22 protein-coding genes and 1 tRNA gene are annotated in these 24,931 nt (G+C 64.3%); 14 read left to right on the top strand and 9 right to left on the bottom strand.

The annotated features are described in order from the left end of the window. Positions 1 to 7 precede the first annotated feature (7 nt). From pepN to V2I30_RS10455, 8 genes are all read left to right on the top strand, one after another. Positions 8 to 2,662 carry an aminopeptidase N gene (pepN, locus tag V2I30_RS10490; RefSeq protein ID WP_330662106.1) on the top strand — a complete coding sequence of 885 codons (2,655 nt, stop codon included), beginning with the start codon at positions 8 to 10 and terminating at the stop codon, positions 2,660 to 2,662. Beyond that, the gene (locus V2I30_RS10485; RefSeq protein ID WP_330662105.1) at positions 2,655 to 3,440 is read left to right on the top strand and encodes a polyphenol oxidase family protein; all 786 of its coding nucleotides are present in this window, start codon (positions 2,655 to 2,657) and stop codon (positions 3,438 to 3,440) included. Before pepN ends, V2I30_RS10485 begins: the two co-directional genes overlap by 8 nt. Positions 3,441 to 3,670: 230 nt before the next feature. After that, positions 3,671 to 4,264: a ubiquinol-cytochrome c reductase iron-sulfur subunit gene (gene petA, locus V2I30_RS10480; protein ID WP_330662104.1), complete on the top strand. Its 594-nt coding sequence runs from the start codon at positions 3,671 to 3,673 to the stop codon at positions 4,262 to 4,264. Between the two features lie 58 nt (positions 4,265 to 4,322). Further along, positions 4,323 to 5,708, top strand: coding sequence for a cytochrome b (locus V2I30_RS10475; RefSeq protein WP_330662103.1), 1,386 nt, complete (start codon positions 4,323 to 4,325; stop codon positions 5,706 to 5,708). Positions 5,709 to 5,791: 83 nt separating this feature from the next. Further along, positions 5,792 to 6,640 carry a cytochrome c1 gene (locus tag V2I30_RS10470; RefSeq protein ID WP_330662102.1) on the top strand — a complete coding sequence of 283 codons (849 nt, stop codon included), beginning with the start codon at positions 5,792 to 5,794 and terminating at the stop codon, positions 6,638 to 6,640. 90 nt (positions 6,641 to 6,730) lie between these two features. Continuing rightward, on the top strand, positions 6,731 to 7,282 hold the full coding sequence (locus V2I30_RS10465) for an adenine phosphoribosyltransferase (protein WP_330662101.1): 552 nt from the start codon (positions 6,731 to 6,733) through the stop codon (positions 7,280 to 7,282). 70 nt (positions 7,283 to 7,352) lie between these two features. Next, positions 7,353 to 9,206: a cation:proton antiporter gene (locus V2I30_RS10460; RefSeq protein WP_330662100.1), complete on the top strand. Its 1,854-nt coding sequence runs from the start codon at positions 7,353 to 7,355 to the stop codon at positions 9,204 to 9,206. 53 nt (positions 9,207 to 9,259) lie between these two features. Next, positions 9,260 to 9,871, top strand: a complete 612-nt coding sequence (locus V2I30_RS10455) for an OmpA family protein (RefSeq protein ID WP_330662099.1) — start codon at positions 9,260 to 9,262, stop codon at positions 9,869 to 9,871. A gap of 11 nt (positions 9,872 to 9,882) precedes the next feature. Here V2I30_RS10455 and V2I30_RS10450 read toward each other — a convergent pair whose 3' ends face one another. The 6 genes from V2I30_RS10450 to panC form a co-directional block, all read right to left on the bottom strand. Further along, positions 9,883 to 10,620: a 3'(2'),5'-bisphosphate nucleotidase CysQ gene (locus V2I30_RS10450; protein ID WP_330662098.1), complete on the bottom strand. Its 738-nt coding sequence runs from the start codon at positions 10,618 to 10,620 to the stop codon at positions 9,883 to 9,885. Between the two features lie 11 nt (positions 10,621 to 10,631). Beyond that, the gene (gene cysN / locus V2I30_RS10445; RefSeq protein ID WP_330662097.1) at positions 10,632 to 12,548 is read right to left on the bottom strand and encodes a sulfate adenylyltransferase subunit CysN; all 1,917 of its coding nucleotides are present in this window, start codon (positions 12,546 to 12,548) and stop codon (positions 10,632 to 10,634) included. A gap of 111 nt (positions 12,549 to 12,659) precedes the next feature. Next, positions 12,660 to 13,592: a sulfate adenylyltransferase subunit CysD gene (gene cysD / locus V2I30_RS10440; protein WP_330662096.1), complete on the bottom strand. Its 933-nt coding sequence runs from the start codon at positions 13,590 to 13,592 to the stop codon at positions 12,660 to 12,662. A gap of 132 nt (positions 13,593 to 13,724) precedes the next feature. Next, positions 13,725 to 13,798: transfer RNA gene (locus V2I30_RS10435), tRNA-Gly, on the bottom strand. Positions 13,799 to 13,874: 76 nt separating this feature from the next. Beyond that, positions 13,875 to 14,939, bottom strand: coding sequence for a DUF475 domain-containing protein (locus tag V2I30_RS10430; protein ID WP_330662095.1), 1,065 nt, complete (start codon positions 14,937 to 14,939; stop codon positions 13,875 to 13,877). Positions 14,940 to 14,957: 18 nt separating this feature from the next. Next, the gene (gene panC, locus V2I30_RS10425; protein WP_330662094.1) at positions 14,958 to 15,827 is read right to left on the bottom strand and encodes a pantoate--beta-alanine ligase; all 870 of its coding nucleotides are present in this window, start codon (positions 15,825 to 15,827) and stop codon (positions 14,958 to 14,960) included. Between the two features lie 135 nt (positions 15,828 to 15,962). Here panC and V2I30_RS10420 point away from each other — a divergent pair, with 135 nt between their 5' ends. The 6 genes from V2I30_RS10420 (at position 15,963) to V2I30_RS10395 (ending at position 22,714) form a co-directional block, all read left to right on the top strand. Beyond that, positions 15,963 to 16,787 carry a division plane positioning ATPase MipZ gene (locus V2I30_RS10420; protein WP_330662093.1) on the top strand — a complete coding sequence of 275 codons (825 nt, stop codon included), beginning with the start codon at positions 15,963 to 15,965 and terminating at the stop codon, positions 16,785 to 16,787. Positions 16,788 to 16,789: 2 nt separating this feature from the next. Beyond that, on the top strand, positions 16,790 to 17,170 hold the full coding sequence (locus V2I30_RS10415; RefSeq protein WP_330662092.1) for a molecular chaperone DnaJ: 381 nt from the start codon (positions 16,790 to 16,792) through the stop codon (positions 17,168 to 17,170). A gap of 74 nt (positions 17,171 to 17,244) precedes the next feature. Beyond that, complete coding sequence (gene pgmG, locus V2I30_RS10410) at positions 17,245 to 18,696, top strand: phosphoglucomutase/phosphomannomutase PgmG (RefSeq protein WP_330662091.1); 1,452 nt, start codon at positions 17,245 to 17,247, stop codon at positions 18,694 to 18,696. 27 nt (positions 18,697 to 18,723) lie between these two features. After that, positions 18,724 to 19,590 (top strand): DUF2059 domain-containing protein, encoded by an 867-nt coding sequence (locus tag V2I30_RS10405; RefSeq protein ID WP_330662090.1) that lies wholly within the window; start codon positions 18,724 to 18,726, stop codon positions 19,588 to 19,590. Between the two features lie 44 nt (positions 19,591 to 19,634). Next, complete coding sequence (locus V2I30_RS10400) at positions 19,635 to 22,148, top strand: ligase-associated DNA damage response DEXH box helicase (protein WP_330662089.1); 2,514 nt, start codon at positions 19,635 to 19,637, stop codon at positions 22,146 to 22,148. 2 nt (positions 22,149 to 22,150) lie between these two features. Continuing rightward, the gene (locus V2I30_RS10395; RefSeq protein WP_330662088.1) at positions 22,151 to 22,714 is read left to right on the top strand and encodes a nucleotidyltransferase family protein; all 564 of its coding nucleotides are present in this window, start codon (positions 22,151 to 22,153) and stop codon (positions 22,712 to 22,714) included. A 192-nt stretch (positions 22,715 to 22,906) separates the two neighbouring features. Here V2I30_RS10395 and V2I30_RS10390 read toward each other — a convergent pair whose 3' ends face one another. From V2I30_RS10390 to V2I30_RS10380, 3 genes are all read right to left on the bottom strand, one after another. Continuing rightward, positions 22,907 to 23,344 (bottom strand): ExbD/TolR family protein, encoded by a 438-nt coding sequence (locus tag V2I30_RS10390; protein WP_330662087.1) that lies wholly within the window; start codon positions 23,342 to 23,344, stop codon positions 22,907 to 22,909. 30 nt (positions 23,345 to 23,374) lie between these two features. Then, positions 23,375 to 23,902 (bottom strand): ExbD/TolR family protein, encoded by a 528-nt coding sequence (locus tag V2I30_RS10385; RefSeq protein WP_330662086.1) that lies wholly within the window; start codon positions 23,900 to 23,902, stop codon positions 23,375 to 23,377. A gap of 146 nt (positions 23,903 to 24,048) precedes the next feature. Further along, positions 24,049 to 24,888, bottom strand: a complete 840-nt coding sequence (locus tag V2I30_RS10380; RefSeq protein WP_330662085.1) for a MotA/TolQ/ExbB proton channel family protein — start codon at positions 24,886 to 24,888, stop codon at positions 24,049 to 24,051. Positions 24,889 to 24,931: the final 43 nt, after the last annotated feature.

Here is a 24,931-nt window from a genome sequence, read left to right as displayed (position 1 = left end):
CACTGGCATGGATATCGCCAGGACCCCGACGAACCCCGACGGCAACCCCGAACTCGCCGACGCCGCGCCCACCCCGCACGAGCCGCCCGTCATCCGGCGCGAGGATTATCGGCCCTATCCCTGGCTCCTGCCCGAAATGCAGCTTCATTTCGATCTTGGCGCGGATAAAACCCGCGTCACCTCCACCCTGACGCTTGAACGCAATCCCGCTACCGAGAAAAGCGATGTGTTGCGCCTCGATGGCGACGGCCTTGCGGCGCACAGCGTCAAGGTCGACGGCGAGGCGGTGAACGATTGGGAGATGGACGGCTCCGACCTTGTCCTGACCCTTGCCGGCGATGCGCATTCGGTCGAAATCGTCACCGAGATCGATCCGGGCAGCAACACGCAGCTGATGGGGCTTTACGCCTCGGGCGGCATGCTCTGCACCCAATGCGAGGCCGAAGGATTCCGCCGCATCACCTTCTTCCCCGACCGGCCAGACGTCCTCTCGACCTACCGGGTGCGGATGGAAGCGGACAAGGCGCGCTTCCCGATCCTGCTGTGCAATGGCAACAAGGAGGAAGAGGGCGAGCTAGAAGACGGCCGCCACTTCGCCGAATGGCACGACCCGTGGCCCAAGCCCTCCTATCTCTTTGCTCTGGTCGCCGGCGATCTCGTCGCCAAGTCCGGCCCTTTCACCACCCGTTCGGGCCGCGAGGTCGAATGCAATATCTGGGTGCGCGATGCCGATCTAGAGCGCACCGATCACGCGTTGGCATCGCTGCACCGAGCCATGGAATGGGACGAGCAGACCTTCGGGCGCGAATACGATCTCGACCTCTACAACATCGTCGCCGTGTCGGACTTCAACATGGGGGCGATGGAGAACAAGGGCCTGAACGTCTTCAACACCAAATACGTCCTCGCCGATCACGACACCGCGACCGACGGCGATTTCGACGCGGTCGAGGGGGTGATCGCGCACGAATATTTTCACAACTGGTCGGGCAACCGCATCACCTGCCGCGACTGGTTCCAGCTGAGTCTCAAGGAGGGTTTCACCGTCCTGCGCGATCAGCTGTTCAGCCAGGATATGCGCGGGGAAGCGGTCAAGCGGATCGAGGATGTGCGCATTCTTCGCGCGGCGCAGTATCCCGAAGATGCCGGGCCGCTCGCCCATCCGATCCGCCCGGACAGCTACCGCGAGATCAGCAATTTCTACACCGCTACAGTCTACAACAAGGGCGCCGAGGTCATCCGCATGATGCGCAGCATGGCCGGGGAAGAACAGTTCCGCGCCGGAACAGACACCTATTTCGACCGGCACGACGGCGAGGCGGCGACCTGCGAGGACTTCATCCGGTCGATCGAGGACGGGGCGGGGCTCGACCTTGCGCAGTTTCGCCGCTGGTACGAACAGGCGGGCACGCCGCGCGTAAAGGTGGTGCAGGAAGAGATAGGCGATGGTCTCCGGCTGACCTTGTCGCAGAGCGTCCCGCCCACGCCCGGCCAGCCGAAAAAGCAGCCGATGGTCATCCCCTTGCGCCTCGCGGTGCATTCGCGCGGGACCGGCGCGACCGGGCCGGAGCAGCTGGCGATCTTGACCGACGCGGAGCAGGTCTTTGAATATCCGCTGGCCGGTCCTGATCCGGTGGTCTCGATCAATCGCGGCTTCACCGCGCCCGTCATCATCGAGCGCGATCTAAGCCGGCAAGACCTCGTCTTTCTCGCTGCGCATGACGACGATCCCTTCGCGCGATACGAAGCGATGCAGGAGCTCGCCGTCGGGCATCTGGTGAGCGTCGCGCGCGGGCAAGCCGATCCAGAGGGCGAGGAAGGCCTTGTCGAAGCGTTCCGCGCGGTCCTGACCGACGAGGCGATCGACGATGCGATGCGCGGCGAATTACTGATGCTGCCGAGCGAGACCTATCTGTTCGAGGCGATGGCAACAGGACACGCGAAGGCGGATCCGGGCACAATCCACCAAGCGCGTGAGGGGCTAAAGGCCGCCATCGGCCGCGCCTGTGCGAAGGAGTTTCACGCCCTCTACGATCGCGCCGAGAAGATCGCGTTCGACGATCCCGCCGGCCGCGGGGCGCGCAAGGTTAAGACGCAGGTGCTGGTCTACACCGCCGCAAGCGACCCGGCGAAAGCCGCCGAGCTCGCCGCGTATCAGTTCGACCGTGCCGACAACATGACCGATCGGCAGGGCGCGCTGATGGTCCTCGCCGGCCTCGATGCGCCTGAACGCGCGGCGAAGCTCGATGCGTTCTACGAGCGGTATCGCGGCAACGATCTCGTGATCGACAAGTGGTTCACGTTGCAGGCGCTTTCGCTCCATCCGGACGTGCTGGAGCAGGTCCGCGCGCTCGCAAAGCATCCCGATTTCACCATGAGCAATCCCAACCGCGTGCGCTCGCTCTACATGGCCTTTGCGGGCAATCCATTAGGCTTTCACGCGGCGGATGGGTCGGGCTATCGCCTGATCGCCGACGTCATTCTGGCGCTCGATCCGATCAATCCGCAGACCGCGGCGCGCTTCGTCCCTTCGCTCGGGCGCTGGCGGCGGATCGAGGCGGGGCGCGCGGCGCTGATGAAGGGCGAGCTCGAACGCATCGCCGCCGCCGGCAATCTGTCGCGCGACACATACGAACAGGTGTCGCGCAGCCTCGATGGCTGAACCCGCCGCTCCCGCCGCTTCGGTGCAATTCCCCTTCGACATCGCGCATTCGCCCCTGCTCGAAGGCACGGCGCACGGCTTCTTCGGTTCGGCGGGCGGCGCGCACCAGTTCGGCTTCGGCGGCGAGGGGGACGATGCGGCGATTGCCAAGCTGCGAGCCGCCGCGGCACATGAGCTGAACCCGGGCGCCCCTTTGTACACACCGCATCAGGTCCATTCGGCGGACGTGGTGACGATCGGAGACGGCTGGCCCGATCGCCCATCGGGGCGGCCGGTCGCTGACGCCGTCGTCACCGCTCGCAGCGACGTCGTCATCGGCATCGTCACAGCCGATTGCGGCCCTGTCCTGTTCGCCGACCCGCAGGCGCGGGTGATCGGCGCCGCACATACCGGCTGGCGCGGGGCGCATGGCGGGGTGCTCGAAAATACCCTTGCGGCGATGGAGGCGCTGGGGGCATGGCGCGCGGCTATCCGCGCGGTGCTTGGCCCGACCATCGCGCAAGCCAGCTACGAGGTGGATACCGCTTTCGCCGAGAAATTCGGTGAGGAACAGGCGCATCATTTCGCCCCCGCGCCCCGGCGTGAGGGGATCGAGCGCCGGCAATTCGACCTACCCGGCTACATTCTCGAACGTTTACGAAAAGCGGAGATCAGGGACGCGCAGGCGCTGCACCTCGACACTTACGCCCTGCCGGGGCGCTACCACTCCTATCGCCATGCGGTTCACCAAGGTGCGGCGACCTATGGTCGGCAGCTCAGCGCCATCGCCCTGGCGTAGCAGCCGGCCATCGCGAGTTGCGTAGGGGCGAACGCGCAGTGCCGAAAACACGGGTTTTCTTTGCGACGTTTTCAATTATATGCGCCATAGCCGCCCGTGGAACCAGCACGCGCTTCTTGCGTTTGCGGTCGACGGCGTAATTTCGGGGCTTCGACGTCGCACCCGAAAGTTGAAATGATTTGGCCGCGGAAGTTTCTCCTTCGCGGCAAGACGAGCAGGGTACGAGAACGATGGCTTCCACCGCGAACGATGCTGCCACCGCCGGCACCGTTTCACGAACCGACGATACGGTTCATACCGAGGACGGCGTGCGCCGCCGCGATTGGATTCACATCGCGGCCCTGAGCACGGCCGGCGTCGGTGCCGCATCGGTGCTCTATCCGCTCGTCAGCCAGATGGCTCCCACCGCCGATGTGCTCGCCGCGAGCACCACCGATGTCGACGTTTCCGCGATTGAGCCCGGCCAGTCAATTAAGGCGGTGTTCCGCGATCAGCCGCTCTTCGTAACGCGCCTCACCTCCGAAGCGCTGGCCGAAGCGCGCGATGTCGATCTGTCGGCACTGCGCGACCCCGCTTCCGTTGATGAGCGATTAGGCGAAGGCAATGAGGACATCCTCATCCAGCTCGGCGTGTGCACGCATTTGGGCTGTGTCCCGCTGGGTGCGGGCGAAGGCGAGGACAAGGGCGACTTCGACGGCTATTTCTGCCCCTGCCATGGCTCGCATTACGATTCCATCGGCCGCATCCGAAAGGGCCCGGCTCCGACCAATTTGGCAGTGCCCGAATTCGAATTTGCGTCCGAAACAGTCATCCGCGTCGGCTGATGCGGCGTAACTGTCACGAGACACTCTTTATCCAGCTGTAGATGAGCACGAGAGCATTATGAGCTTCGCCTGGGCCAAACAGTACGAACCCGAGAACGATTTCACGAAGTGGCTCGATCAGAAGCTGCCCGTGCCGCGGTTGATCTACAATGCGGTCGGCGGCGGCTACCCGGTTCCGCGCAATCTCAACTACATGTGGAATTTCGGCGTGCTCGCCGGGTTCTTCCTGATGTTCCAGATCATCACCGGCGTCGTCCTGGCAATGCACTACGCGGCGAACACCGCGGTCGCCTTCGGCCAGATCGAACACATCATGCGCAACGTGAACTACGGCTGGCTGATGAAATACGCGCATGCCAATGGCGCGAGCTTCTTCTTCATGGTGATCTACCTCCACATTTTCCGGGGGTTCTATTACTCATCCTACAAGGCGCCGCGCGAGATGATCTGGCTGCTGGGCGTCGTCATCTTCCTGTTGATGATGGCGACCGCCTTCATGGGCTACGTCCTGCCCTGGGGTCAGATGAGCTTCTGGGGCGCGAAGGTCATTACCGGCCTGTTCGGCGCCATTCCCTTCGTCGGTGAACCGCTGCAGGTGTGGCTGGTGGGCGGTTTCGCGCCCAACGATTCGACTCTCAACCGCTTCTTCTCGCTGCACTTCCTGCTGCCCTTCGTGATCGCGGGCACCGTGATCCTGCACATCTGGGCGCTGCACATCCCCGGCTCGTCCAATCCGACCGGGGTCGAGGTCAAGAAGGAGAGCGACACGGTTCCCTTCCACCCCTATTATACGGTCAAGGACGGCTGGTTCCTCGGCCTTATCCTGATCCTCTTCTCGCTGTTCGTGTTCTTCGCGCCCAACCTTCTCGGTCACCCGGACAACTGGATCGAGGCGAACCCGCTTTCGACGCCGGCGCTGATCGTGCCCGAATGGTATTTCTACCCGTTCTACGCGATCCTGCGCGCCTTTACCGGCGATCTCACCATCCCCTTCACCGGTATCGTGCTGATCGAGGCGAAGCTGCTGGGTGTGATCGCCATGTTCGGGTCGATCCTGGTGTGGTTCTTCCTGCCATGGCTCGACAAGAGCCCGGTGCGCTCGGGCGCCTATCGCCCGCTGTTCCGCATCTTCTTCTGGATCTTCGTCGTCGACATGGCGCTGCTGTTCTATCTCGGCGGCGCGAAGCCCGAAGAACCGTTCATCGTCATGAGCCAGATCGCGACCGCATGGTATTTCCTGCACTTCCTCGTGATCCTGCCGATCGTGAGCCAGATCGAAACGCCCAAGCCGTTGCCCTATTCGATTACCGCTGCGGTGCTCGGCGACGACGATCGGCACGGCACAACGTCCGGCGGCGGAGAGCATCCGGAGAAGCCAGTGAAGCCGCTGCCCGGAACCGACCGCGGCCGCGATCACGACGGTTCGCTCCAGCCGGCGGAATGATCGCCGTCCCCACGCATCGAATCTTCCCGCGCCGCGCCAGCGAGGCGCGCAAAACCGGACCGAAAGTGAGAAAGTTCTAGGTCATGACCATTCGCCTCGGAGGCATCATCTTCGGCCTCGTCCTCACGGCAATCCTCGTGCTCTGGTCGCTCATGCCGGGCCTGTTCAATTTCGCCCTGCCGGAAAAGCCGGACTATTACGCCTTCCAGGAAGAGAACATCGAGCCCGCCGGCGGATTCTCCTTCGAAGGTCCGCTCGGCACCTGGGACACGCAGCAGCTGCAGCGCGGATATCAGGTCTACAAGGAGGTCTGTTCGGCCTGCCACAGCCTGAAATACGTCGCCTTCCGCAACCTTCAGCAGATCGGCTACACCGAACCGGAAGTCCGCGCCGAAGCGGCGAGCTGGATGGTGCCTGGGATAGATCCCAAGGACGGTTCGGTGATCGAACGTCCGGGTCTGCCGACCGATCAGTTCCCCTCGCCCTATGCGAACGACGTCGAAGCCCGCGCTTTCAACAACAACGCGATCCCGCCCGACCTGTCGCTAATTACAAAGGCGAGAAAGGACGGGGTGCACTACGTCTATTCGCTTATGCAGGGCTATACCGAGCCCGATCCCGAGGACCTAGCCAAGTCGCCCGACTTCGAGACGCCGCCGGGCCTCTATTTCAACGAGCATTTCTACAACATCAACATCGCCATGCCGCCTCAACTGCTCGACGGAATCGTCACCTATTCGGACGGCACCGAGGCGACCACCGAACAGATGTCCGCCGACGTCACGGCCTTCCTCACCTGGGCGGGCGAACCTTCGCTGATCCAGCGCAAGCAGACCGGCTGGTTCGTGATCGGCTTCCTCGCCTTCATGACCGCGCTCGCTTTCCTGTCCTACAAGCAGATCTGGGCCGCCAAGAAGCGCAAGAAGGCCTGAGCGCATTTCGCATTATCGCGAGCTATCAAGCGTCCCGTTATCCCAGATGCGGATGACGGGGCGTTCGCCTTCTGCAGCGAAGGCCCGTCGATGATTGTGCCGTCTCTCGACATCGGCGAGCTGCGCACCCTCATCCGCACCGTCCCCGATTTCCCGGCGGCGGGCATCCAGTTCCGCGACATTTCGACCCTGATCGCCCACGGCGAGGGGCTGTCCTCGACCATTCACCACCTCGCCGATGCCGTGCGGACAACGGGAACCCAAGCGGTGGCCGGCATGGAGGCGCGGGGCTTCATCTTCGGCGCTGCGGTGGCCGTCGCGCTCGGCGTCGGCTTCATTCCCGTTCGAAAGCCCGGCAAGCTGCCGGTCGCGACGATCGGCGTCGATTACGCGCTCGAATACGGCGCGGACCGGCTCGAAATCGATCCCGGCGCGATCGGCGAGGGCGAGCGTATCGCCATCGTCGACGATCTTATCGCCACCGGCGGCACGGCCCTGGCGGCGACCGAATTGCTGCGCCGGGCGGGCGCAGTGGTCGAACACGCGATCTTCGTCATCGACCTGCCCGAATTGGGCGGCGCGGAACAGCTGCGCGGTGCGGGCGTTAAGGTTAGTTCACTGATGCAATTCGACGGCGCATGACCGGCCGCGCCATCGCCAAACGATCTCCGGTCCGGTTCTGAGCACACGCGAAGGATTTCCAGCCATCTCGATGGAATCGCAAGCCATTGTCATTGCCAGCATCGGCGCCCTGGGCGTCGGCGCGCAATGGGTCGCGTGGCGCACGGGGTGGCCCGCGATCGTGTTGATGTTGGCGGCGGGCTTCGTTGCCGGGCCGGTGCTGGGCCTGATCGATCCGGAGGCGGCGTTCGGCGAACTGCTCGATCCGATGATCGCGGTCGGAGTGGCGCTGATTTTGTTCGAGGGCGGGCTCAGCCTGGACCTTCGCGAATTGCGCCATTCAGGGGGCGCGGTGTGGCGGCTGGCGACGATCGGCGTGCTGATCGGCTGGGCCCTTGGCGCGCTCGCCGGGTTTTATATCGCCGGGCTCGTCTGGCCTGTCGCAATCCTGTTCGGCGGCATCCTGATCGTGACCGGTCCGACCGTCGTCATTCCCCTCCTGCGACAATCGAACATCCAGACCCGGCCCAATTCGATCCTCAAATGGGAAGGCATCGTCAACGATCCGACCGGCGCGCTGTGCGCGGTGATCGCCTACGAATATTTTTACAGGGTCAACCAGTTTCCCGAAGCCTCGGTGTTCGACGTCGTTCCGCCGCTCATTCTCTCGGCGATTATCGCCGGACTGATCGGATACGGGGCCGCCCGCGTCATCGCCTGGCTGTTCCCGCGCGGCGCGATCCCCGAATATCTCAAGGTCCCGGTGCTGGTCACCGCGGTTATCGCGGTCTTCGTTCTCACCAATCTGATCGAGCACGAGGCGGGGCTGGTCGCGGTCACCGTCATGGGCGTGACGCTCGCCAATCGGGACGTTTACAGCATGCGTTCGATCCACCCGTTCAAGGAGAACATCGCGGTCCTACTGGTTTCGGGCATTTTCATCCTGCTCGCCGCTTCGCTCGATTGGGACGATCTTGCCTATCTGCAGACGAGCATCCGCCCGCTGCTCTTCCTGCTCGCGCTGCTGTTCATCGTGCGCCCTGCGACTGTGCTGCTCAGCTTACTGGGGTCGAACGTCCCGTGGAACGAGCGGCTTTTCATCGCCTGGATCGCCCCGCGCGGCATCGTGCTGGTCGCGATCTCGGGCCTGTTCGCGCTCAGGCTCGGCGATCTCGGGATCGAAGGCGGACAGCTTGTGACCGGGCTCAGCTTCGCTGTGGTGGTCGTCACGGTGATCGCGCACGGTTTCACCATCGACATCGCCGCGCGCATGCTCGGCGTGAAGGGCGATTCGCAGCCCGGACTGCTGATTGTCGGCTCGACTCCCTGGACCATCGCGCTCGCCAAGGAGATGCAGGCGCTGAACACGCCGGTGATGATCACCGATCCCAGTTGGCAAAGCCTCGGCGCAGCGCGCCGCGAAGGGCTGCCCCATTATCACGGCGAGATCCTCAACGAGGCGACCGAACACAATCTCGACCTTTCGCCGTACCAGGTCCTGGTCGCGGCGACCGATAACGAGGCTTACAACACCCTTGTCTGCAACGAATTCGCGCATGAGATCGGCCGCGACAGCGTCTATCAGCTGGGCGAAAGCGCCGACGGCGACGACAAGCACGCGCTGCCGCTGGGGCTGCGCGGGCGGGCGCTTTTCGAAAAGGGCTATGGCGTCGATGAGGTCAACGAGAAGCAGAAGAAGGGCTGGCGGTTCACGCGGACCAAGCTGACTGAGGAATACGATTACGACGCGGCGCTTGCGGACATGCCGGAGCGGGCGACCATGCTGCTCATCGTGCGGCCGGAAGGGCGGCTGCGCTTCTTCACCCACGCCGCCCGCCCCGAACCGCGCGAGGGCGACACGATCATCACTTTCGTCCCGCCAAAGATGAAGACAACCCGGCCCGAATCGGTTGAACCGCAGGTTGCAAAGACGCAGGCGGGCTGACGCGAGGCGCCACAGGCGCTCGGAACCCAAGAGGAGGAGAGAACCGGATGCGGATGCGGGAGAGGGCGATCACGATCGTAGCAGTAATGCTCGCGGTCCTGTCCGCCTGCGATACGAACCGGGACGCCGACGATGCGACGGCGGCGGGCGAGGAGGAAGCGGCGGGCGCGCTCGGCGAAGAACCTTCCGCCGAACAGGGTGAAACCGTCTCGATCCTGCGCCCGGATATCGAACAGCCGGAGCTGCCCGAAGAGCCGCTTTCTCCGCTCGAGGTCACGATTGGATTTCCGGACGGCGGCGATGATCTGGACGACACGGCCCGCGCCGCGCTCGATAACGTGATCGCGTCCGAGCAGGTCGCGAGCGGTGGGCCGATCAGGCTCGGCGCGCATAGCGACACGGGCGGCAGCGACGCGGTCAACATGGGCGTCTCCGAGGATCGCGGCCTAGCTGTCGCGGGCTACCTGATCGAGCGCGGCGTGGAAGAGGATCGCATCGATATCGTCGTATTCGGCGAACAGAACCCGGCCGAGCCCAATGCGCTGCCCGACGGCTCTCCCAACGAGGAAGGGCGCCGCGCCAATCGCCGGGTGGAAATCACGGTCGCGCCGGCGGACGACGAGAACGGTACGGCGATCGAGGCGCTCGAAGAAGACGGACTGTAGGCGTCTCGGGGTCAGCCGGCCTGGCGGACCGCGCTCAGCACCTCCTCCGCCAGTTCGGGCCGACAGATCAGCAGATCGGGCAGATAGGGATCGGCTCGGTTGTAGCGCAGCGGCGCGCCGTCAATGCGCGAACAATGCAGGCCATGCGCCGCGGCGACCGCAACCGGAGCGCAGCTGTCCCATTCATATTGCCCGCCCGAATGCAGGTAGACCTCCGCTTGCCCACGCACCACGGCCATCGCCTTGGCGCCCGCGCTGCCCATGGGCACGAGTTCCCCATCCATCGCCTTGCACACATCTTCCGCCTCTTTGGCCGGCCGTGAGCGGCTGACGACGAAGCGCGGGCGCCGTGGAGCCTCCGGCATGGGCGCGGGGCGATCGCTGCGTAGCACTATGCCGCTTTCCAGACCCGGCAACGCCACAGCCCCCACCGCCGCCTTGCCGTCAACCGCGAGCGCGACATGCACCGCCCAGTCGCTACGCTGTTCGCCGAATTCGCGCGTGCCGTCGACCGGATCGATGATCCACACGCGCGACAACGCGCAGCGGACGGTGTCGTCGTTCTCCTCTTCGGATAGCAACCCGTCCTCGGGCCGGGCGTGGCGGATCGCGTGGCACAGGAAGGTGTTGGCGGTCGCATCGCCCGTATCGCCGAGCGCGCGCCCTTCGAACACCTGCGCCGCGCGGACTTCGATCAGCATGCGTCCGGCGATCTCGGCGAGATGCGCGGCGAGTTCGGCGTCGGTCATGTCGGCGCGCCTCATTTCAGCGGCATGATCTGCGCGATGATGTAATCAGCCGCCTCGGTCGGCGTCATGTCCACCGTGTTTACCCGGATTTCGGGGTTCTCCGGCGCTTCATAGGGGCTATCGATCCCGGTGAAGTTCGCGATCTCGCCGGCCCGCGCTTTCTTATAAAGTCCCTTCACGTCGCGGGCTTCGGCAACTTCGAGCGGGGTGTCGACGAACACCTCGACGAATTCGCCCTCGGGCAGCATGTCGCGCACCATCCGGCGCTCTGCGCGGAACGGGCTGATGAAGGCGGTGAGCACGATCAGTCCGGCATCCGCCATCAGCTTGGCGACCTCGCCGATGCGCCGGATATTCTCGATCCGGTCGGTCTCGGTAAAGCCGAGATCGCGGTTCAATCCCTGCCTGATATTGTCGCCGTCGAGCAGGAATGTGTGCCGGTTCATCAGCGCGAGCTTTGTCTCGACCTCGTTGGCGATGGTCGACTTGCCCGATCCCGAAAGCCCGGTGAACCACAGCACGCGCGGCATCTGGTTCTTCATCGCGGCGTGATCGGCGCGGGTGATTGTTGTCGGCTGCCAGTGCACGTTCTGCGCGCGGCGCAGGCTGAACTCGATCATCCCGGCGCCAACGGTCGCATTGGTGAACTTGTCGATCAGGATGAACCCGCCGAGCTCGCGCGATTTCGCATAGGGCTCGAAGGTGATCGGGCGGTCGACCGCGAATTCGGCGACACCGATGCTGTTCAGCTCCAGCGTCTTGGCCGCAAGCCGATCGAGCGAGCCCATGTCGATCTCGTATTTCGGCGGCTGGATATTGGCGGTCGCGGTCTGGCTGCCGAGCTTGATCCAGTAGCCGCGCCCCGGCTTCATCGCGGTCTCGTCCATCCATACGATGGTGGCGCAGAACTGATCGCTCGCTTCGGGCGGACCGTCCGCGCTCGCAATGACGTCGCCGCGCGAGCAATCGACCTCGTCCTCGAGAGTGAGCGTCACCGACTGGCCCGCCACGCCTTCGTCAAGATCGCCGTCGAGCGTGGTTACGGTTTTGACCGTGCTGGTTTTGCCCGCCGGCACGATGCGCACCGGATCGCCCGGCTTCACTGTCCCGCTCGCGATCAGTCCGGCAAAGCCGCGAAAGTCCTGTCCCGGGCGATTGACCCACTGCACCGGCATGCGAAAGCTGCGCTCCTGCGCGGCGGTAGTTCGGACTTCGATTCCCTCGAGATGTTCGATCAGCGCCGGTCCGTCATACCACGGCGTGTTGGCCGAAGGAGCTGCCGTGATGTTGTCGCCGCGAAAGCCCGAAATCGGGATCGCGGTGAAGTCCTCGATGCCGACCTCGCCTGCGAACTGCGCGTAATCCTGACGGATGTTCTCGAAAACCGCTTCGTCGTATTGCACGAGATCCATCTTGTTCACCGCGAGGACGATGTGCCGGATGCCGAGCAGGTGGACCAGATAGCTGTGCCGCCGCGTCTGCTGGAGCACCCCCTTGCGCGCGTCGACCAGGATCACCGCGCAGTCCGCGGTCGAGGCGCCGGTGACCATGTTGCGCGTATATTGCTCATGGCCGGGCGTGTCGGCGACGATGAACTTGCGCTTTTCGGTCGTGAAGAAGCGGTAGGCGACGTCGATCGTGATGCCCTGCTCGCGCTCCGCCGCAAGCCCGTCGACCAGCAGCGCGAAGTCGATTTCCGAGCCTTGCGTCCCATGCTTCGCGCTGTCGTTTTCGAGCGCGGTCAGCTGATCTTCGAAGATCATCTTGGAATCGTAGAGCAGCCGCCCGATCAGGGTGCTTTTACCGTCATCGACGCTGCCGCAGGTGATGAAGCGCAACAGGCTCTTATGCTGATGCGCTTCGAGATAGGCGTCGATATCCTCGGCGATGAGGGCGTCGGTCCGGAAGGTGGGTTTGGGTTCGGTCATATATTAAATTCGCTCGTGCTGAGCGTGTCGAAGCACTGCACTTTCTTGTTCCCGCAGTCTCAAAAAGAAAGACAGCCCTTCGACAAGCTCAGGGCGAGCGGGGCTTTAGGTCTAGAAATATCCTTCAGCCTTCTTCTCTTCCATGCTGGCCGATTGCCCTTTGTCGATCGCGCGGCCCTGACGTTCGGAGCCGGTGGCAAGCAGCATTTCCTGGATGACGGCATTCATGTCGGTGGCCCGGCTTTCGGTCGCGCCGGTCAGCGGATAGCAGCCCAGCGTGCGAAAGCGCACGGGTCGCAGGACCGGCTCCTCGCCCTCCTCCAGCCGAAAGCGTTCGTCGTCGACCACCAGCAGCATGCCGTCCCGCTCCACCGTCGGACGCTCGGCCGAAAGGTAGAGCGGGACGATGTCGATCTCTTCCAGCGCGATATATTGCCAGATATCGAGCTCGGTCCAGTTGGAGAGCGGAAAGACGCGAATGCTCTCGCCGTCCTGTTTCTTCGTGTTGTAAAGGTTCCAGAGCTCGGGCCGCTGGTTCTTCGGGTCCCAGCGATGGGCGGCATTGCGGAAGCTGAAGATGCGCTCCTTGGCGCGCGCCTTCTCCTCGTCACGCCGCCCGCCGCCGAATGCCGCATCGAAGCCGCGTTCGCCGAGCGCGCGTTTCAGCGGGTCGATCAGCTGCGCCTGACTGTAGAGCGCGCTGCCGGTGTCGAACGGGTTGATGCCCTGTTCCTCGGCCTCTTCGTTTTGCGCGACGATCAGTTCGAGCCCATATTCGCGCACCGTCCGATCGCGGTGGTCGATGAGCGCCTGGAAGTCCCAGCCGCTTGCGACGTGCAGCATCGGGAAGGGCGGCGGCGCGGGGTAGAACGCCTTGCGCGCCAGATGCAGCATGACCGAGCTGTCCTTGCCCACCGAATAGAGCATGACCGGCTTTTGCGCCTCGGCCACCACTTCGCGAAAGATATGGATACTTTCGGCTTCGAGCCGTTCGAGGTGGGTCAGCATGCGCATGGCATTCGAGCTAGACGCTGCGCCCCTCAAGACAACAGTAGATTTGCTTTGCCATCCCAAAGAGGACCGAAAGCCGGGCGTGGACCTACCGACCGGTGCACGAGTCTACTCCCAAAGGATGAGATGTGGTCGATCGCTGATGGCAATTGCCGAGGCGCGGTCTGGAGCGGGTAGGGGGAATCGAACCCCCCTAGCCAGCTTGGAAGGCTGGAGCATTACCACTATGCTATACCCGCTTGCGCAGCAGCGCCCTTGCCACCAAAGCCCGGCCGCGGTCAAGCAAGTGCGGCACCGCGAAAGCGCATCAGCGCTTCAATTCGTGCCCAGCGCTTCCCCCGTCGGCCCGCGTATGTCCGCCCGGTTCGCGCGCACCGATGACCAGAAGGCGAGGCCGATCAGACAGGCGCCGATCAGCCCGGTGATGACCTCGGGGATATGCGCGAAGGTGTTGATATACATGATCGTCGCCAGCGCCAGGATCGCGTAGAAGGCGCCATGTTCGAGATAGCGATATTCGCTCATCGTGCCCTTGCGCACGAGGAAGATTGTCATCGAGCGCACGAACATCGCCCCGATGCCAAGGCCGATGGCGATGATGATGAGGTTGTTGGTGAGCGCGAAGGCGCCAATCACCCCGTCGAAGGAAAAGCTCGCATCGAGCACTTCGAGATAGAGGAACGCGCCGAAACCCGCCTTGGCGACTTCGCCGGTAGAGGGGGTGGGCGGCTCGAGCACGTGGTTTACGATTTCGACCACGAGATAGGTCAAGAGCCCCCCGATCGCGGCGACGATAAAGGTCAAAGCATCATCATCGGCAAGCATCGAGGAGGTCGCCCAGGTGGCGAGCAGGACCAGACCGATCGAGATCGCCTCGATATCCGCAACCTTGGCGAGCGGGCGCTCGATCGCCGCGATCCAGTTCAGCTCCTTTTCGGAATCGAAGAAAAATTTGAGCCCGACCATGCCGAGAAACGCGCCGCCGAAACCCATCAGCCCGATATGCGCGTCGCTGACGATGCGTTGATATTCCGCCGGCTCACCCAGCGCCAAGCGGATCGCATCGACGGGCCCGAGGCTGGCGGCAACCATGACGATCACGAGCGGAAAAACGATCCGCATCCCGAAGACGGCGATCGCAATGCCCCAGGTGAGGAAGCGCTGTTGCCATTCGGGCGTCATGTCTTTCAAAATCGAGGCGTTGACCGCGGCATTGTCGAAGCTGAGCGATATCTCGAGCACGGCGAGCACGGCGCAGATCCACAGGATCGAGAGCATGCCCGAAAGCGTGCCCGTCGAGCTCCAGCCATACCAGCCGCCCAACGCGAGACAGGCCGCGGTAAACAGCAGCGAACCCCAGAAATGCTTGAAAAATCCCATAAGGGAGATGTCCTCGACCTATTCGCCGACCGCCATGTTGTCGATCAGCCGCGTGCCACCGATTCGCGCTGCGACGAGCAACCGCGCGGGGCCGCCCTTTAGGCCGTCCAGCGCGGCGAGGGAAGCGGCATCGGCGAGAACCGCATAGTCGATCGCGGCAAAACCCGCACCCAGCAGTGCATCTTCGAGTGCGGCGAGCGTGGGCGCGACCTCCTGTCCATCCTCGATACGCGCAATGGCTTCGCGCATCTCTCGTGGCAAGGTCGCGGCGGCCGCGCGCTGGCCGGGGGAGAGGTAGCGATTGCGGCTCGACAGCGCGAGCCCGTCCGCCTCGCGCACGGTCGGCACGCCGACGATCGCGTCGACATGCGGCCGGGTCAGGTCGAGATCGCGCGCCATCCGCCGGATTACCGCGAGCTGCTGGAAATCCTTCTCGCCGAAGAACGCCATGTCGGGCGCGACCTGGTTGAAGAGCTTGGCGACCACGGTCGCGACCCCGTCAAAATGGCCGGGCCGCGCCGCGCCGCACAGACCCTCGCTGACCCCGCCGACTGTGATGCTGGTCGCGAAGCCTGTGGGATACATCGCCGCGACCTCCGGGGCCCATAGCAGCGCGCATCCTTCGGCCTCGAGCATGGCGCTGTCTTCTTCCAACTGCCGCGGATAGGCGTCCAGATCCTCGCCTTCGCCGAATTGCGTCGGATTGACGAAGATCGACGCAACCACATGGTCGCATTCCGCGCGCGCGCGGCGTAGCAGCGTCAGATGGCCTTCATGCAGCGCGCCCATCGTCGGGACGAGGCCGATGCGCGCGGCCCCGCCCTCCTGCCGGCGGCGCAACTTCGCCACTTGCGTTCTCAACACTTCGAGTGTCCGCGCGGTTTGCACGGGGGGCCTCCCTTCTTATATTGCAGGCAAAGGCCCGATAGCGGAGCCCGCTCGGGGGCGGCAAGGCCCGGTCTTACTGCCTCCCGCAAACGCTTTGCGCCTACGCCGCCGCATAAGAAGGATCGCAACCCCGCAATGGCCTCCCCCGCTCCCAGTCGGCACGTCCACCGCATCGTCTTCGCCAACGAGAAGGGCGGGACGGGCAAGTCGACGACGGCGGTGCATGTCGGCGTAGCGCTCGCCTATCTCGGCGCGCGGGTGACGATGCTCGATCTCGACCCGCGCCAGCGCACCGCGCACCGCTACATGGAAAACCGCTATCACACGATGCAGCGGCGCGGGCTCGATCTGCCGACGCCGGCTTGCGAGGTGTTCAAGGGAGGCAACGAACAGGCGCTGCTGATCCGGATCGAAAAGCTGGAACAGGGTTGCGACGTGCTCATCATCGACAATCCGGGCCGCGACGATCCGCTGGCGCGCTGCGCGGTCGAGAATGCGGACACGCTCGTCACGCCGATGAACGACAGCTTCGTCGATTTCGACCTTATCGGACAGGTCGATGCTGAGAGCTTCAAGGTTAAAAAGCTCTCCTTCTTCGCCGAACTTGTATGGGAGGCGCGCATCCGCCGCAGCAAGGCGACGATCGAGCACAAGCGCCCCGAAATGGACTGGATCGTCGTGCGCAACCGCACCGGCTATACCGAGGCGCGCAACATGGCGCGGATCGAAAAGGCGCTGACCGAGATGTCGAAGCGGGTCGGCTTTCGCGTCGCGCATGGCTTGTCCGAACGCGTCATCTTCCGCGAGCTCTTTCCCTCTGGGCTGACCCTGCTCGACAAGGGGCATCTGGGCGGCCTCGGCACCAGCCATCTGGTCGCGCGGCAGGAATTGCGCGGCCTCGTCAAGGCGCTCAAGCTGCCCGACTTCGCCCGCCCGCAAGGCGAGCTGAAGGTTGCCTGATCGTGCTTAAGATCGCGGTCATCCTGCTGATGGTCTGTGTGCTCTGGCGTTGGGCGCTGGGCAAATGGCCATGGCAGATGCTGAGCGGGCCGAGCACGCGCAGCGACCGGCTGCGCGAGGCGCGCAAGCTGCTGGGCGTGCGGCGCGTCGCCACCCGTCAGGACATCCTTGCCGCGCACCGCGCGCGGGTGGCCGCGGTGCATCCCGATCGCGGGGGCACGGCGGATGCGGTCCACGAAGCCAACGCGGCGCGCGACCTGTTGCTGACGGAACTGCCGCCCGCGCCAAAGCCTTCGGGCGAGGCCGGCGAATCGGCGGAGGGCCCGTCCGACGTTCGCGTCGACCCCGTGCCCGACCCCGATCAGGAAAAACCGCACGACTGACACCATTGCGTGCGCGGCGCGTTGATCCGATAAAGGCCGTCTATCGGCCCGCGCGCCAGGAGGAACCGCCCGCTATGTCCCACAGCTTCGATCCCACCGTGCTTCGTGAATACGACATTCGCGGCATCATCGGGGAAACACTCGGCGCCGACGATGCCCGTGCGATCGGGCGCAGTTTTGGCAGCATGCTGGTGCGCGATATGAATGCGCAGGGGACCGGCGCGGCGACCCCGTGCGTCGCGGTCGGCTATGACGGGCGGGTAAGCTCACCGATGCTGGAACATGCGCTGGTCGAAGGGCTCAATTCCAGCGGCTGCGACGTGTTGCGCATCGGCCTGTCGGCGACACCGATGCTCTATTACGCCGAGGCGTCATCCGAAGAGGTTCATGGCGGCATTCAGATAACCGGCAGCCACAACCCCCCCAATTACAACGGCTTCAAGATGGTATTTCGGGGCCGTCCGTTCTTCGGCGACGACATCCAAAAGCTCGGCCGGATCGCCGACGCGGGCGAGTGGACCGACGGGGCGGGAAGCGTCGCCGAGCGCGACATCATGAGCGAGTATGTCGAGCGCCTGCTCGAAGGCCTCGCCGGTGTCGATGCCCAAGCGCTCTCCTCCATTAAGGTCGGCTGGGATGCGGGCAACGGCGCCGCGGGCCCCGCGCTCGAGGCGTTGACGGCGCGCCTGCCGGGCGAGCATCACGTGCTTTTCACCGAAGTCGACGGACATTTTCCCAATCACCATCCAGACCCCACCGTCGAGGCAAATCTCGCCGATCTGCGCGCGCTTGTCGATGAAAAGAAGCTCGATTTCGGAGTGGCTTTCGACGGCGACGGCGACCGGATCGGCGCGATCGACGGCGAGGGCCGCGTCATCTGGGGCGATCAGCTGCTGATGATCTATGCCGAGGATCTGCTCCGATCCCGATCCGATCAATCCGAGGCCCCCACCATCATCGCCGACGTCAAGGCCAGCCGCGCGCTGTTCGATCACGTCGCGAAGCATGGCGGCACGCCGTTGATGTGGAAGACCGGCCATTCGCTCATCAAGTCCAAGATGAAGGAAACGGGCGCGCCGCTCGCCGGCGAGATGAGCGGCCACGTTTTCTTCGCCGATAGCTATTACGGCTATGACGATGCGCTCTATGCCGGCGTCCGCCTGATTGCCGCCGCCGCGCGGCTGGGCAAGTCGGTGACGCAATTGCGCTCCGAAATGCCCGCCATGGTGAACACGCCCGAAATGCGCTTTCAGGTGGACGAGGCGCGCAAGTTCCCGGCGATCGCCGAGGTGACCGAGCGGCTGACGGGCAATCCGGGGCCGGGCGTCGAGGAGGTCAACGCGACCGACGGCGTGCGCGTCAACACCGCGGATGGCTGGTGGCTGCTGCGCGCTTCGAACACGCAGGACGTGCTGGTCGCGCGCGCGGAAAGCGACAGCGAGGAGGGGCTCGAACGCTTGATCGCGCAGATCGACGAACAATTGGCATTGTCCGGGCTGGAGCGCGGCGAGAGCGTGGGACATTGAACGTGTGGATGAGGGAAGGGTAGGATTATGATCAAACGCACTGTGTTGGCAGGTGCCGCTGCCGCTGGCTTGCTGGCCGCATCGCCGGTTTCGGCGCAGGCGGATCAGGATATGGATGGCGACCACACCGCCGATCCCGCACAGGCTGCGATGGGCGAGGTGATGGGCGCGCTGTCGGGCTTGTTCCAGGCCGAACCGCTGAGCGCCGAGGAGGAGGCGCGCCTCCCCGCCGCCACCGCGCTGGTCACAACGATGATGCCCGCGGGCTTCTATGCCGAGATGATGACCGAAATGATGGACGGCATGCTCGGCCCGATGATGGGCATGATGTCGGGCGAAACCGGCGCGTCGCTGGTGATTGGCACGCGGCTCGCAGGCTCCGAGATCGATATGGACGCGCTTAGCGCCGAGGAGAAACTCGAACTCGCAACTCTGCTCGACCCCGCCTTTGCCGAGCGCGGATCGGCGATGCAGACCATCCTGCGCGATATCATGAGCGAGGCCGCCGTCATCGTCGAGCCGCTGTTCCGCGACGGGCTGGCCAAAGCCTATGCGGTGCGCTTCGACACCGGCCAGCTGGCTGACATCGCTACCTTCTTCGCGACCCCGACGGGCCAGGTCTACGCGCAGGAGAACATGAAGCTGATGGCCGATCCACAGGTCATGTCGGCAAGCATGCAGGCGCTCCCGGCCATGCTCGGGCAACTGGGCAACATGGAGGGCCGGATGATCGAGATCATGGCCGATCTGCCGGCGGAGAAGAGCTATGTTGATCTGACCGCGGCCGAGCGCGCGCGGATCAGCGAGCTGACCGGCATCGCATCTGGTGAACTCGAAGATGCGATCCTTCCACCCGCGGACGAGTTGGAGGATATGAGCACTTTCGAGGGGTAGGCGGACGCTTGCGGGCAGCGCGGCGGATCGCCACTTAGGTTGCTGTGAGCTCGCAAGCCCTTCGATCCCAAGGCGAAACCGCCGTTCCGCCCGAGATCGAGGGCTGGTTCGATGCGCGCGGCTGGCGCATCCGGCGCCACCAGCTCGAAATGCTCGAAAAAGCGCGCAAGGGCCGCGACGCGCTGCTCGTGGCCGATACCGGGGCGGGCAAGACACTTGCCGGTTTTTTGCCCACCCTCTGCGACTTCGCGCCCTCCGCTGGCGAGCTGCCGGAGGACGGCCTGCACACACTCTATGTTTCGCCTCTGAAGGCGCTGGCACATGACGTGCGGCGCAACCTGCTGACCCCGGTGGAGGAGATCGGCCTGCCCATTCGGGTCGAGGCGAGGAGCGGCGACACGCCTTCGGACCGCAAGAAGCGCCAGCGCGAAAAGCCGCCGCATGTCTTGCTGACCACGCCCGAAAGCCTTTCGCTGCTGCTGTCCTATCCCGACAGCCTGACGTTGTTCAAAGGGTTGCGGCGCGTGGTGATCGACGAGATCCACGCCTTCGCCACCGGCAAGCGCGGCGACCTGCTGGCGCTCGCCCTTTCCCGCCTCCACGCGCTGGCGCCCGGTTGCCAGCGGGTCGCGCTCTCGGCGACGCTCGCCAACCCGGAGGCCTTTCGCGAATGGCTCGCCCCCCAGCCGCCCGAGGCGCAAGGCGAGATCCGCGCCGCCGACCTGGTGCTGGGCGAACCGGGGGCGCCGCCCGATGTCGAAATTCTCCTGCCCGAGGAGGCCCGCGTCCCTTGGGGCGGGCATGCCGCGACCTGGGCGATCCCGCAGCTTTACGAGGAGGTGAAGCGCAATCGCACCACGCTGATCTTCGCCAATACGCGGTTCCTCGCCGAATATCTGTTCCAGCACCTGTGGGAAGCGAACGAGGACCACCTGCCGGTCGGGGTCCATCACGGATCGCTCAGCGTCGAGGCGCGGCGCCGCGTCGAAAGCGCGATGGCCCGCGGCGAACTGCGCGCACTGGTCGCGACCGCCAGCCTCGATCTCGGCGTCGACTGGGGCGACATCGACTGCGTCGTCCAGATGGGTGCGCCCAAGGGGTCCTCGCGCCTGCTCCAGCGCATCGGTCGTGCCAATCACCGTCTCGACGAACCCAGCCGCGCGCTGCTCGTGCCCGGCAACCGCTTCGAATTCCTCGAGGCGACGGCGGCCAAGGAAGCGGTCGACGAAGGCAAGCGCGACGGCGAGGAGTTCCACCCCGGAATGCTCGACGTGCTGGCGCAGCATATCATGGCCTGCGTGTGCGCCGCACCCTTCCGCGAAGACCAGATGCTGGCCGAGATCCGCACCTCATTGCCCTATAGCTGGGTCGACGAGGAAGTGTTCGGGCGCGTCCTCGCCTTCGTCGAGAACGGCGGCTACGCGCTGCGCGCCTACGACAAGTTCAAGCGCATCACGCGCGACAAGGACGGCACCTGGCGCCTCGCCCATCCACAACAGGCGGCCAGGCACCGGATCAATGCGGGCATCATCATCGACGGCGAGTTCCTGACCGTGCGCATCGCGAGCGGCGGGGGCCGCGGCGGGCGTTCGCTTGGCAAGGTCGAGGAACGGTTTGCCGCGCAGCTTTCCCCCGGCGACACCTTCTTCTTCGCGGGCACCAGCCTCGAAGTGGTCAAGGTGCAGGACATGGACGTGATCGTGCGCGCGTCGAAGAAGGCGGCGATGATCCCCTCCTATGGCGGCGCGCGGATGCCGCTGACCACGCATCTGGCGCACCGCGTGCGCGAGATGCTGGTCGATCGCGCGGGCTGGGCGCGCTTTCCCGACGATGTGCGCGAATGGCTCGAAGTGCAGGATTATCGCAGCGTGCTGCCCGGACCCGACGACGTTCTAGTCGAAACCTTCCCGCACCAGAAGCGGCATTACGCGGTGTTCTACACCTTCATCGGCTGGAATGCGAACCAGTCGCTCGGCATGCTGGTGACCAAACGGATGGAGGATCGCGGGCTCCAGCCGTTGGGCTTCAACGCCAACGATTATTGCCTTGCGGTTTGGTCCTTGAAGCCGCTCGACGATCCTGCGCCGATGCTTTCCCCCGATATCCTTTCGGACGAATTCGTCGAATGGGTGCAAAGCTCGCATCTGCTGCGCCGCGCCTTTCGGGAGGTTGCGGTGATCGGCGGTCTGGTCGAACGCCAGCAGCCGGGCAAGCGCAAGACCGGCAAGCAAGTGACCTTTTCGACCGACCTCATCTACGACGTCCTGCGCAAATACGAGCCCAACCACGTACTCCTCGAAGCCGCCTGGGCCGATGCGAAGACGCGCATGACCGATATCGGCCGCCTCTCGCGCCTGTTGGACGAGGCGACGGATACGCTTCGCCATGTCGAACTGGAGCGCGTGAGCCCGCTGGCGGTGCCGATCATGGTGCTGATCGGGCGCGAAAACACCCCTTCCGGCGCGGCGGATGACGAGCTGCTGCTGGAGGCGGAAAGCCTCGCAGGCGAAGCGATGCGGATCGATCCGGGCGAGGGTGAGCTGCTGGAGGGGGATTGAGTTTGACGGTCCGTCAGCCCCACGCCGAACGTGTCGAAGCCATCCTCCGCGCCGATGTGCATCGCTGGCGGCTGCTCGCAATCGTGGCGCAATTGTCGCTACCGGATTGCTGGATCGCGGCGGGCTTTGTCCGCAATGCGGTCTGGGACGCTCGACACGACCGACCACCGCAGCCTTTCTCGGACGATGTCGACGTGATCTGGTTTAACGCCGCAAATTGCGACGAGAAAGTCGATCGGGATATTGAGAAGGAACTCAGAGCAGTCGACCCGGCGGTCCGGTGGTCGGTTAAGAACCAGGCGCGGATGCACCAACGCAATGGTGATCGACCCTATAGCAGCGCTGTCGATGCGATGCGGTTCTGGCCGGAGACGGCGACGGCTGTTGCGGCAAGGCGGGTTGGAGACGACGAGTGCATTATCGCAAGCTCATTCGGGCTGGATGATTTGTTCACTCTCACCGTCCGCCCCGCAGGCCGTTTTCGGGACGAGAAGCGAGCGATCTACGAAGCGCGCATTCGCTCCAAACGGTGGTTCGAACGCTGGCCGAGACTGAGCGAGGAATGAAGCTGGCACCTTCGCACTAGCCGCTTCGGTCGTGAAACGACCGCAAGCGCGACCGCGCGCCCGCAGGTGCCCCGGACCCCGGGCTTGGAGGGAACAGCACTGAAGACGCAGCCTCGGATGGGGCTATGCAAAACAAAAAAAGGCGCCGCGGTTTCCCGCGGCGCCTTTTTGCTTGAGCGAAAATCACCCCGGTCAGGTGCCGGAATCGAACTCGCGATATTTCTCGTTGCCGACGAAGCCGAACTTGCTGACGCCCGAGATCTTGATGATCTGCAGCACCTTGGCCGACAGGTCGTAGCTTGCCAGCGCTTCTGGCTCGAATTGCAGCTCGGGCTCGGGATCGATGCGGGTGGTGTCGGCGAGCAGGGTCACCAGCTGTCCCTGATCGATGGTCTCGCCGTTCCACAGGATCTGATCGCTCGCGGTGAGGATCAGCTTGTTCTTGATCGGATCGATCTCGATGTCCTGCGGAGGCGGGTTGCCCTGCGGCAGGTCGATGTCGACCGAATGCGTTGCCACCGGAATGGTGATGATAAACATGATGAGCAGCACGAGCAGGACGTCGATCAGCGGCGTCATGTTCATGTCCATCATCGGTTCGCCGTCGAGTTTGCCTCCGGCCATGCCCATGTCAGTTACTCCTTGATGTGATCAGGTCGATCAGACGCCCGGTTCGACCGGGTTCGAGATGAAGCCGACCGTGGGATAGCCCGCGGACTGCACCTGGTAGATCGTTCCCGCGACGCAGCGCCACGGGGCGTTGACGTCGCCGCGAATGTGAACCTGCGGGATCGCCTCGGGATCTTCCATGATCGCTTCGGGGCCACCGGCGCGCTGGACGATGGCGTCGAGCCGTTCGAACGCGTCGTTGAACAGCTTTTCCGAGGACACCGGCACGATATTGTTCCAGTAGACCATGCATTCGCCGCTGCGCGCCGCGCCCTGAAAGCCGGGCTCGCCGGCGCGGCGGCCGTCGGCGTCGGTGGTGCTGACGGTGATCTGCAGATTCTCGACCTTGTTCTGCGATTCGACCGATTCGAAAACGGGAATCTCGAGCCGTTCGATCGTCTGGATCGCCACCGGAACCGCGATGAGGAAGATGATCAGGAGAACGAGCATCACGTCCACGAGCGGCGTGGTGTTGATGTCGGACATCGGGGTGTCCCCGCCTCCCATCGAAATCGCCATGGTGTATTCCTTGTTGCTCCGCGAGGGGCCGCCCGTGGCGGCCCGCGCCGGAAAGTTCGTCTTGTCTGCGCCGAGCGGCAGGGCAGGCGGGGGCTGGCGGAGCGGCGCCTATTGCCGCGCGCCGTCCCCGCCCGCTTTGCCGCTGCTTACTTCTTCATCGACGCGGTTGCGCCGCCGGCGGTGGTCGCCGGATTGCCAGTGGTACCGGCGGGCTTGGCCGCACTTGCAGGCTTGCCCTTCGCACCCGCCGACGTGGCGGTGGTCGAAGCCGAGGTCAGCGACGGCTTGATGGTACCGTTCGAGCCGATATAGGCGACGATCGAGTTCGAGAAATCGGTCATCAGTGCATCGATGCGGCGGTTGCGCGACTGCAGCCAGTTGAACGCGAGCACCGCAGGCACGGCCACCAGCAGTCCGATCGCGGTCATGATCAGCGCCTCGCCGACCGGCCCTGCGACCTTGTCGATCGAAGCCGAACCCTCGATTCCGATATTGATCAGCGCGCGGTAGATCCCGATCACCGTGCCGAGCAGGCCGATGAAGGGCGCGGTCGCGCCGACCGACGCGAGGAAGGACAGACCGCCCGAAAGCGACTGGTTGATGGTGTTCTGCGAGTGGGCGAGCTCTTCTTCGACGAAGTGGATCTCGTCACCGGCGCCGTGCATCTTGGTGTGATGCTCCTGCGCGGTCACCGCATCGTCGGCGAGCTGGCGCCAGGCGCTGTTCTTCTCCAGCTTGGTCGCGCCTTCCTTGAGGCTCGACGCGCGCCAAAACGACTGACGCACGCCCTTGTACTGGCGCATCACCTTGTTCTGCTCGAAATATTTCGTGAACAGGATGTAGAACGAGCCGACCGACATGATGACCATGACGGCGAGGATCGACCAGGCGACGGGTCCGCCCTCTTCCATGGCCTTCCAGAAACCGAATTCGTTCACCGGAGCTTCGGTCTCGGTTGCCACTGCTGCAAGAGTATAAAGGTTCATTTTCGCAAAGTCCTTCTTGTGATTTCGTCCCCGGAAGGCCGGC

Source organism: Erythrobacter sp., from assembly GCF_036351135.1.
Classification (GTDB): Bacteria; Pseudomonadota; Alphaproteobacteria; order Sphingomonadales; family Sphingomonadaceae; genus Erythrobacter.
The sequence above is the reverse complement of the archived record's forward strand: the minus strand, read 5'-3'. Positions and strand labels throughout refer to the sequence as shown.

What these genes read in the sequence shown, in the direction of transcription:
- pepN (WP_330662106.1), top strand. Translation starts at nt 8, where the DNA reads ATGGATATCGCCAGGACCCCGACGAACCCCGACGGCAACCCCGAACTC.
- V2I30_RS10485 (WP_330662105.1), top strand. Translation starts at nt 2,655, where the DNA reads ATGGCTGAACCCGCCGCTCCCGCCGCTTCGGTGCAATTCCCCTTCGAC.
- petA (WP_330662104.1), top strand. Translation starts at nt 3,671, where the DNA reads ATGGCTTCCACCGCGAACGATGCTGCCACCGCCGGCACCGTTTCACGA.
- V2I30_RS10475 (WP_330662103.1), top strand. Translation starts at nt 4,323, where the DNA reads ATGAGCTTCGCCTGGGCCAAACAGTACGAACCCGAGAACGATTTCACG.
- V2I30_RS10470 (WP_330662102.1), top strand. Translation starts at nt 5,792, where the DNA reads ATGACCATTCGCCTCGGAGGCATCATCTTCGGCCTCGTCCTCACGGCA.
- V2I30_RS10465 (WP_330662101.1), top strand. Translation starts at nt 6,731, where the DNA reads ATGATTGTGCCGTCTCTCGACATCGGCGAGCTGCGCACCCTCATCCGC.
- V2I30_RS10460 (WP_330662100.1), top strand. Translation starts at nt 7,353, where the DNA reads ATGGAATCGCAAGCCATTGTCATTGCCAGCATCGGCGCCCTGGGCGTC.
- V2I30_RS10455 (WP_330662099.1), top strand. Translation starts at nt 9,260, where the DNA reads ATGCGGGAGAGGGCGATCACGATCGTAGCAGTAATGCTCGCGGTCCTG.
- V2I30_RS10450 (WP_330662098.1), bottom strand. Translation starts at nt 10,620, where the DNA reads ATGACCGACGCCGAACTCGCCGCGCATCTCGCCGAGATCGCCGGACGC.
- cysN (WP_330662097.1), bottom strand. Translation starts at nt 12,548, where the DNA reads ATGACCGAACCCAAACCCACCTTCCGGACCGACGCCCTCATCGCCGAG.
- V2I30_RS10430 (WP_330662095.1), bottom strand. Translation starts at nt 14,939, where the DNA reads ATGGGATTTTTCAAGCATTTCTGGGGTTCGCTGCTGTTTACCGCGGCC.
- V2I30_RS10420 (WP_330662093.1), top strand. Translation starts at nt 15,963, where the DNA reads ATGGCCTCCCCCGCTCCCAGTCGGCACGTCCACCGCATCGTCTTCGCC.
- pgmG (WP_330662091.1), top strand. Translation starts at nt 17,245, where the DNA reads ATGTCCCACAGCTTCGATCCCACCGTGCTTCGTGAATACGACATTCGC.
- V2I30_RS10405 (WP_330662090.1), top strand. Translation starts at nt 18,724, where the DNA reads ATGATCAAACGCACTGTGTTGGCAGGTGCCGCTGCCGCTGGCTTGCTG.
- V2I30_RS10390 (WP_330662087.1), bottom strand. Translation starts at nt 23,344, where the DNA reads ATGGGCATGGCCGGAGGCAAACTCGACGGCGAACCGATGATGGACATG.
- V2I30_RS10385 (WP_330662086.1), bottom strand. Translation starts at nt 23,902, where the DNA reads ATGGCGATTTCGATGGGAGGCGGGGACACCCCGATGTCCGACATCAAC.
- V2I30_RS10380 (WP_330662085.1), bottom strand. Translation starts at nt 24,888, where the DNA reads ATGAACCTTTATACTCTTGCAGCAGTGGCAACCGAGACCGAAGCTCCG.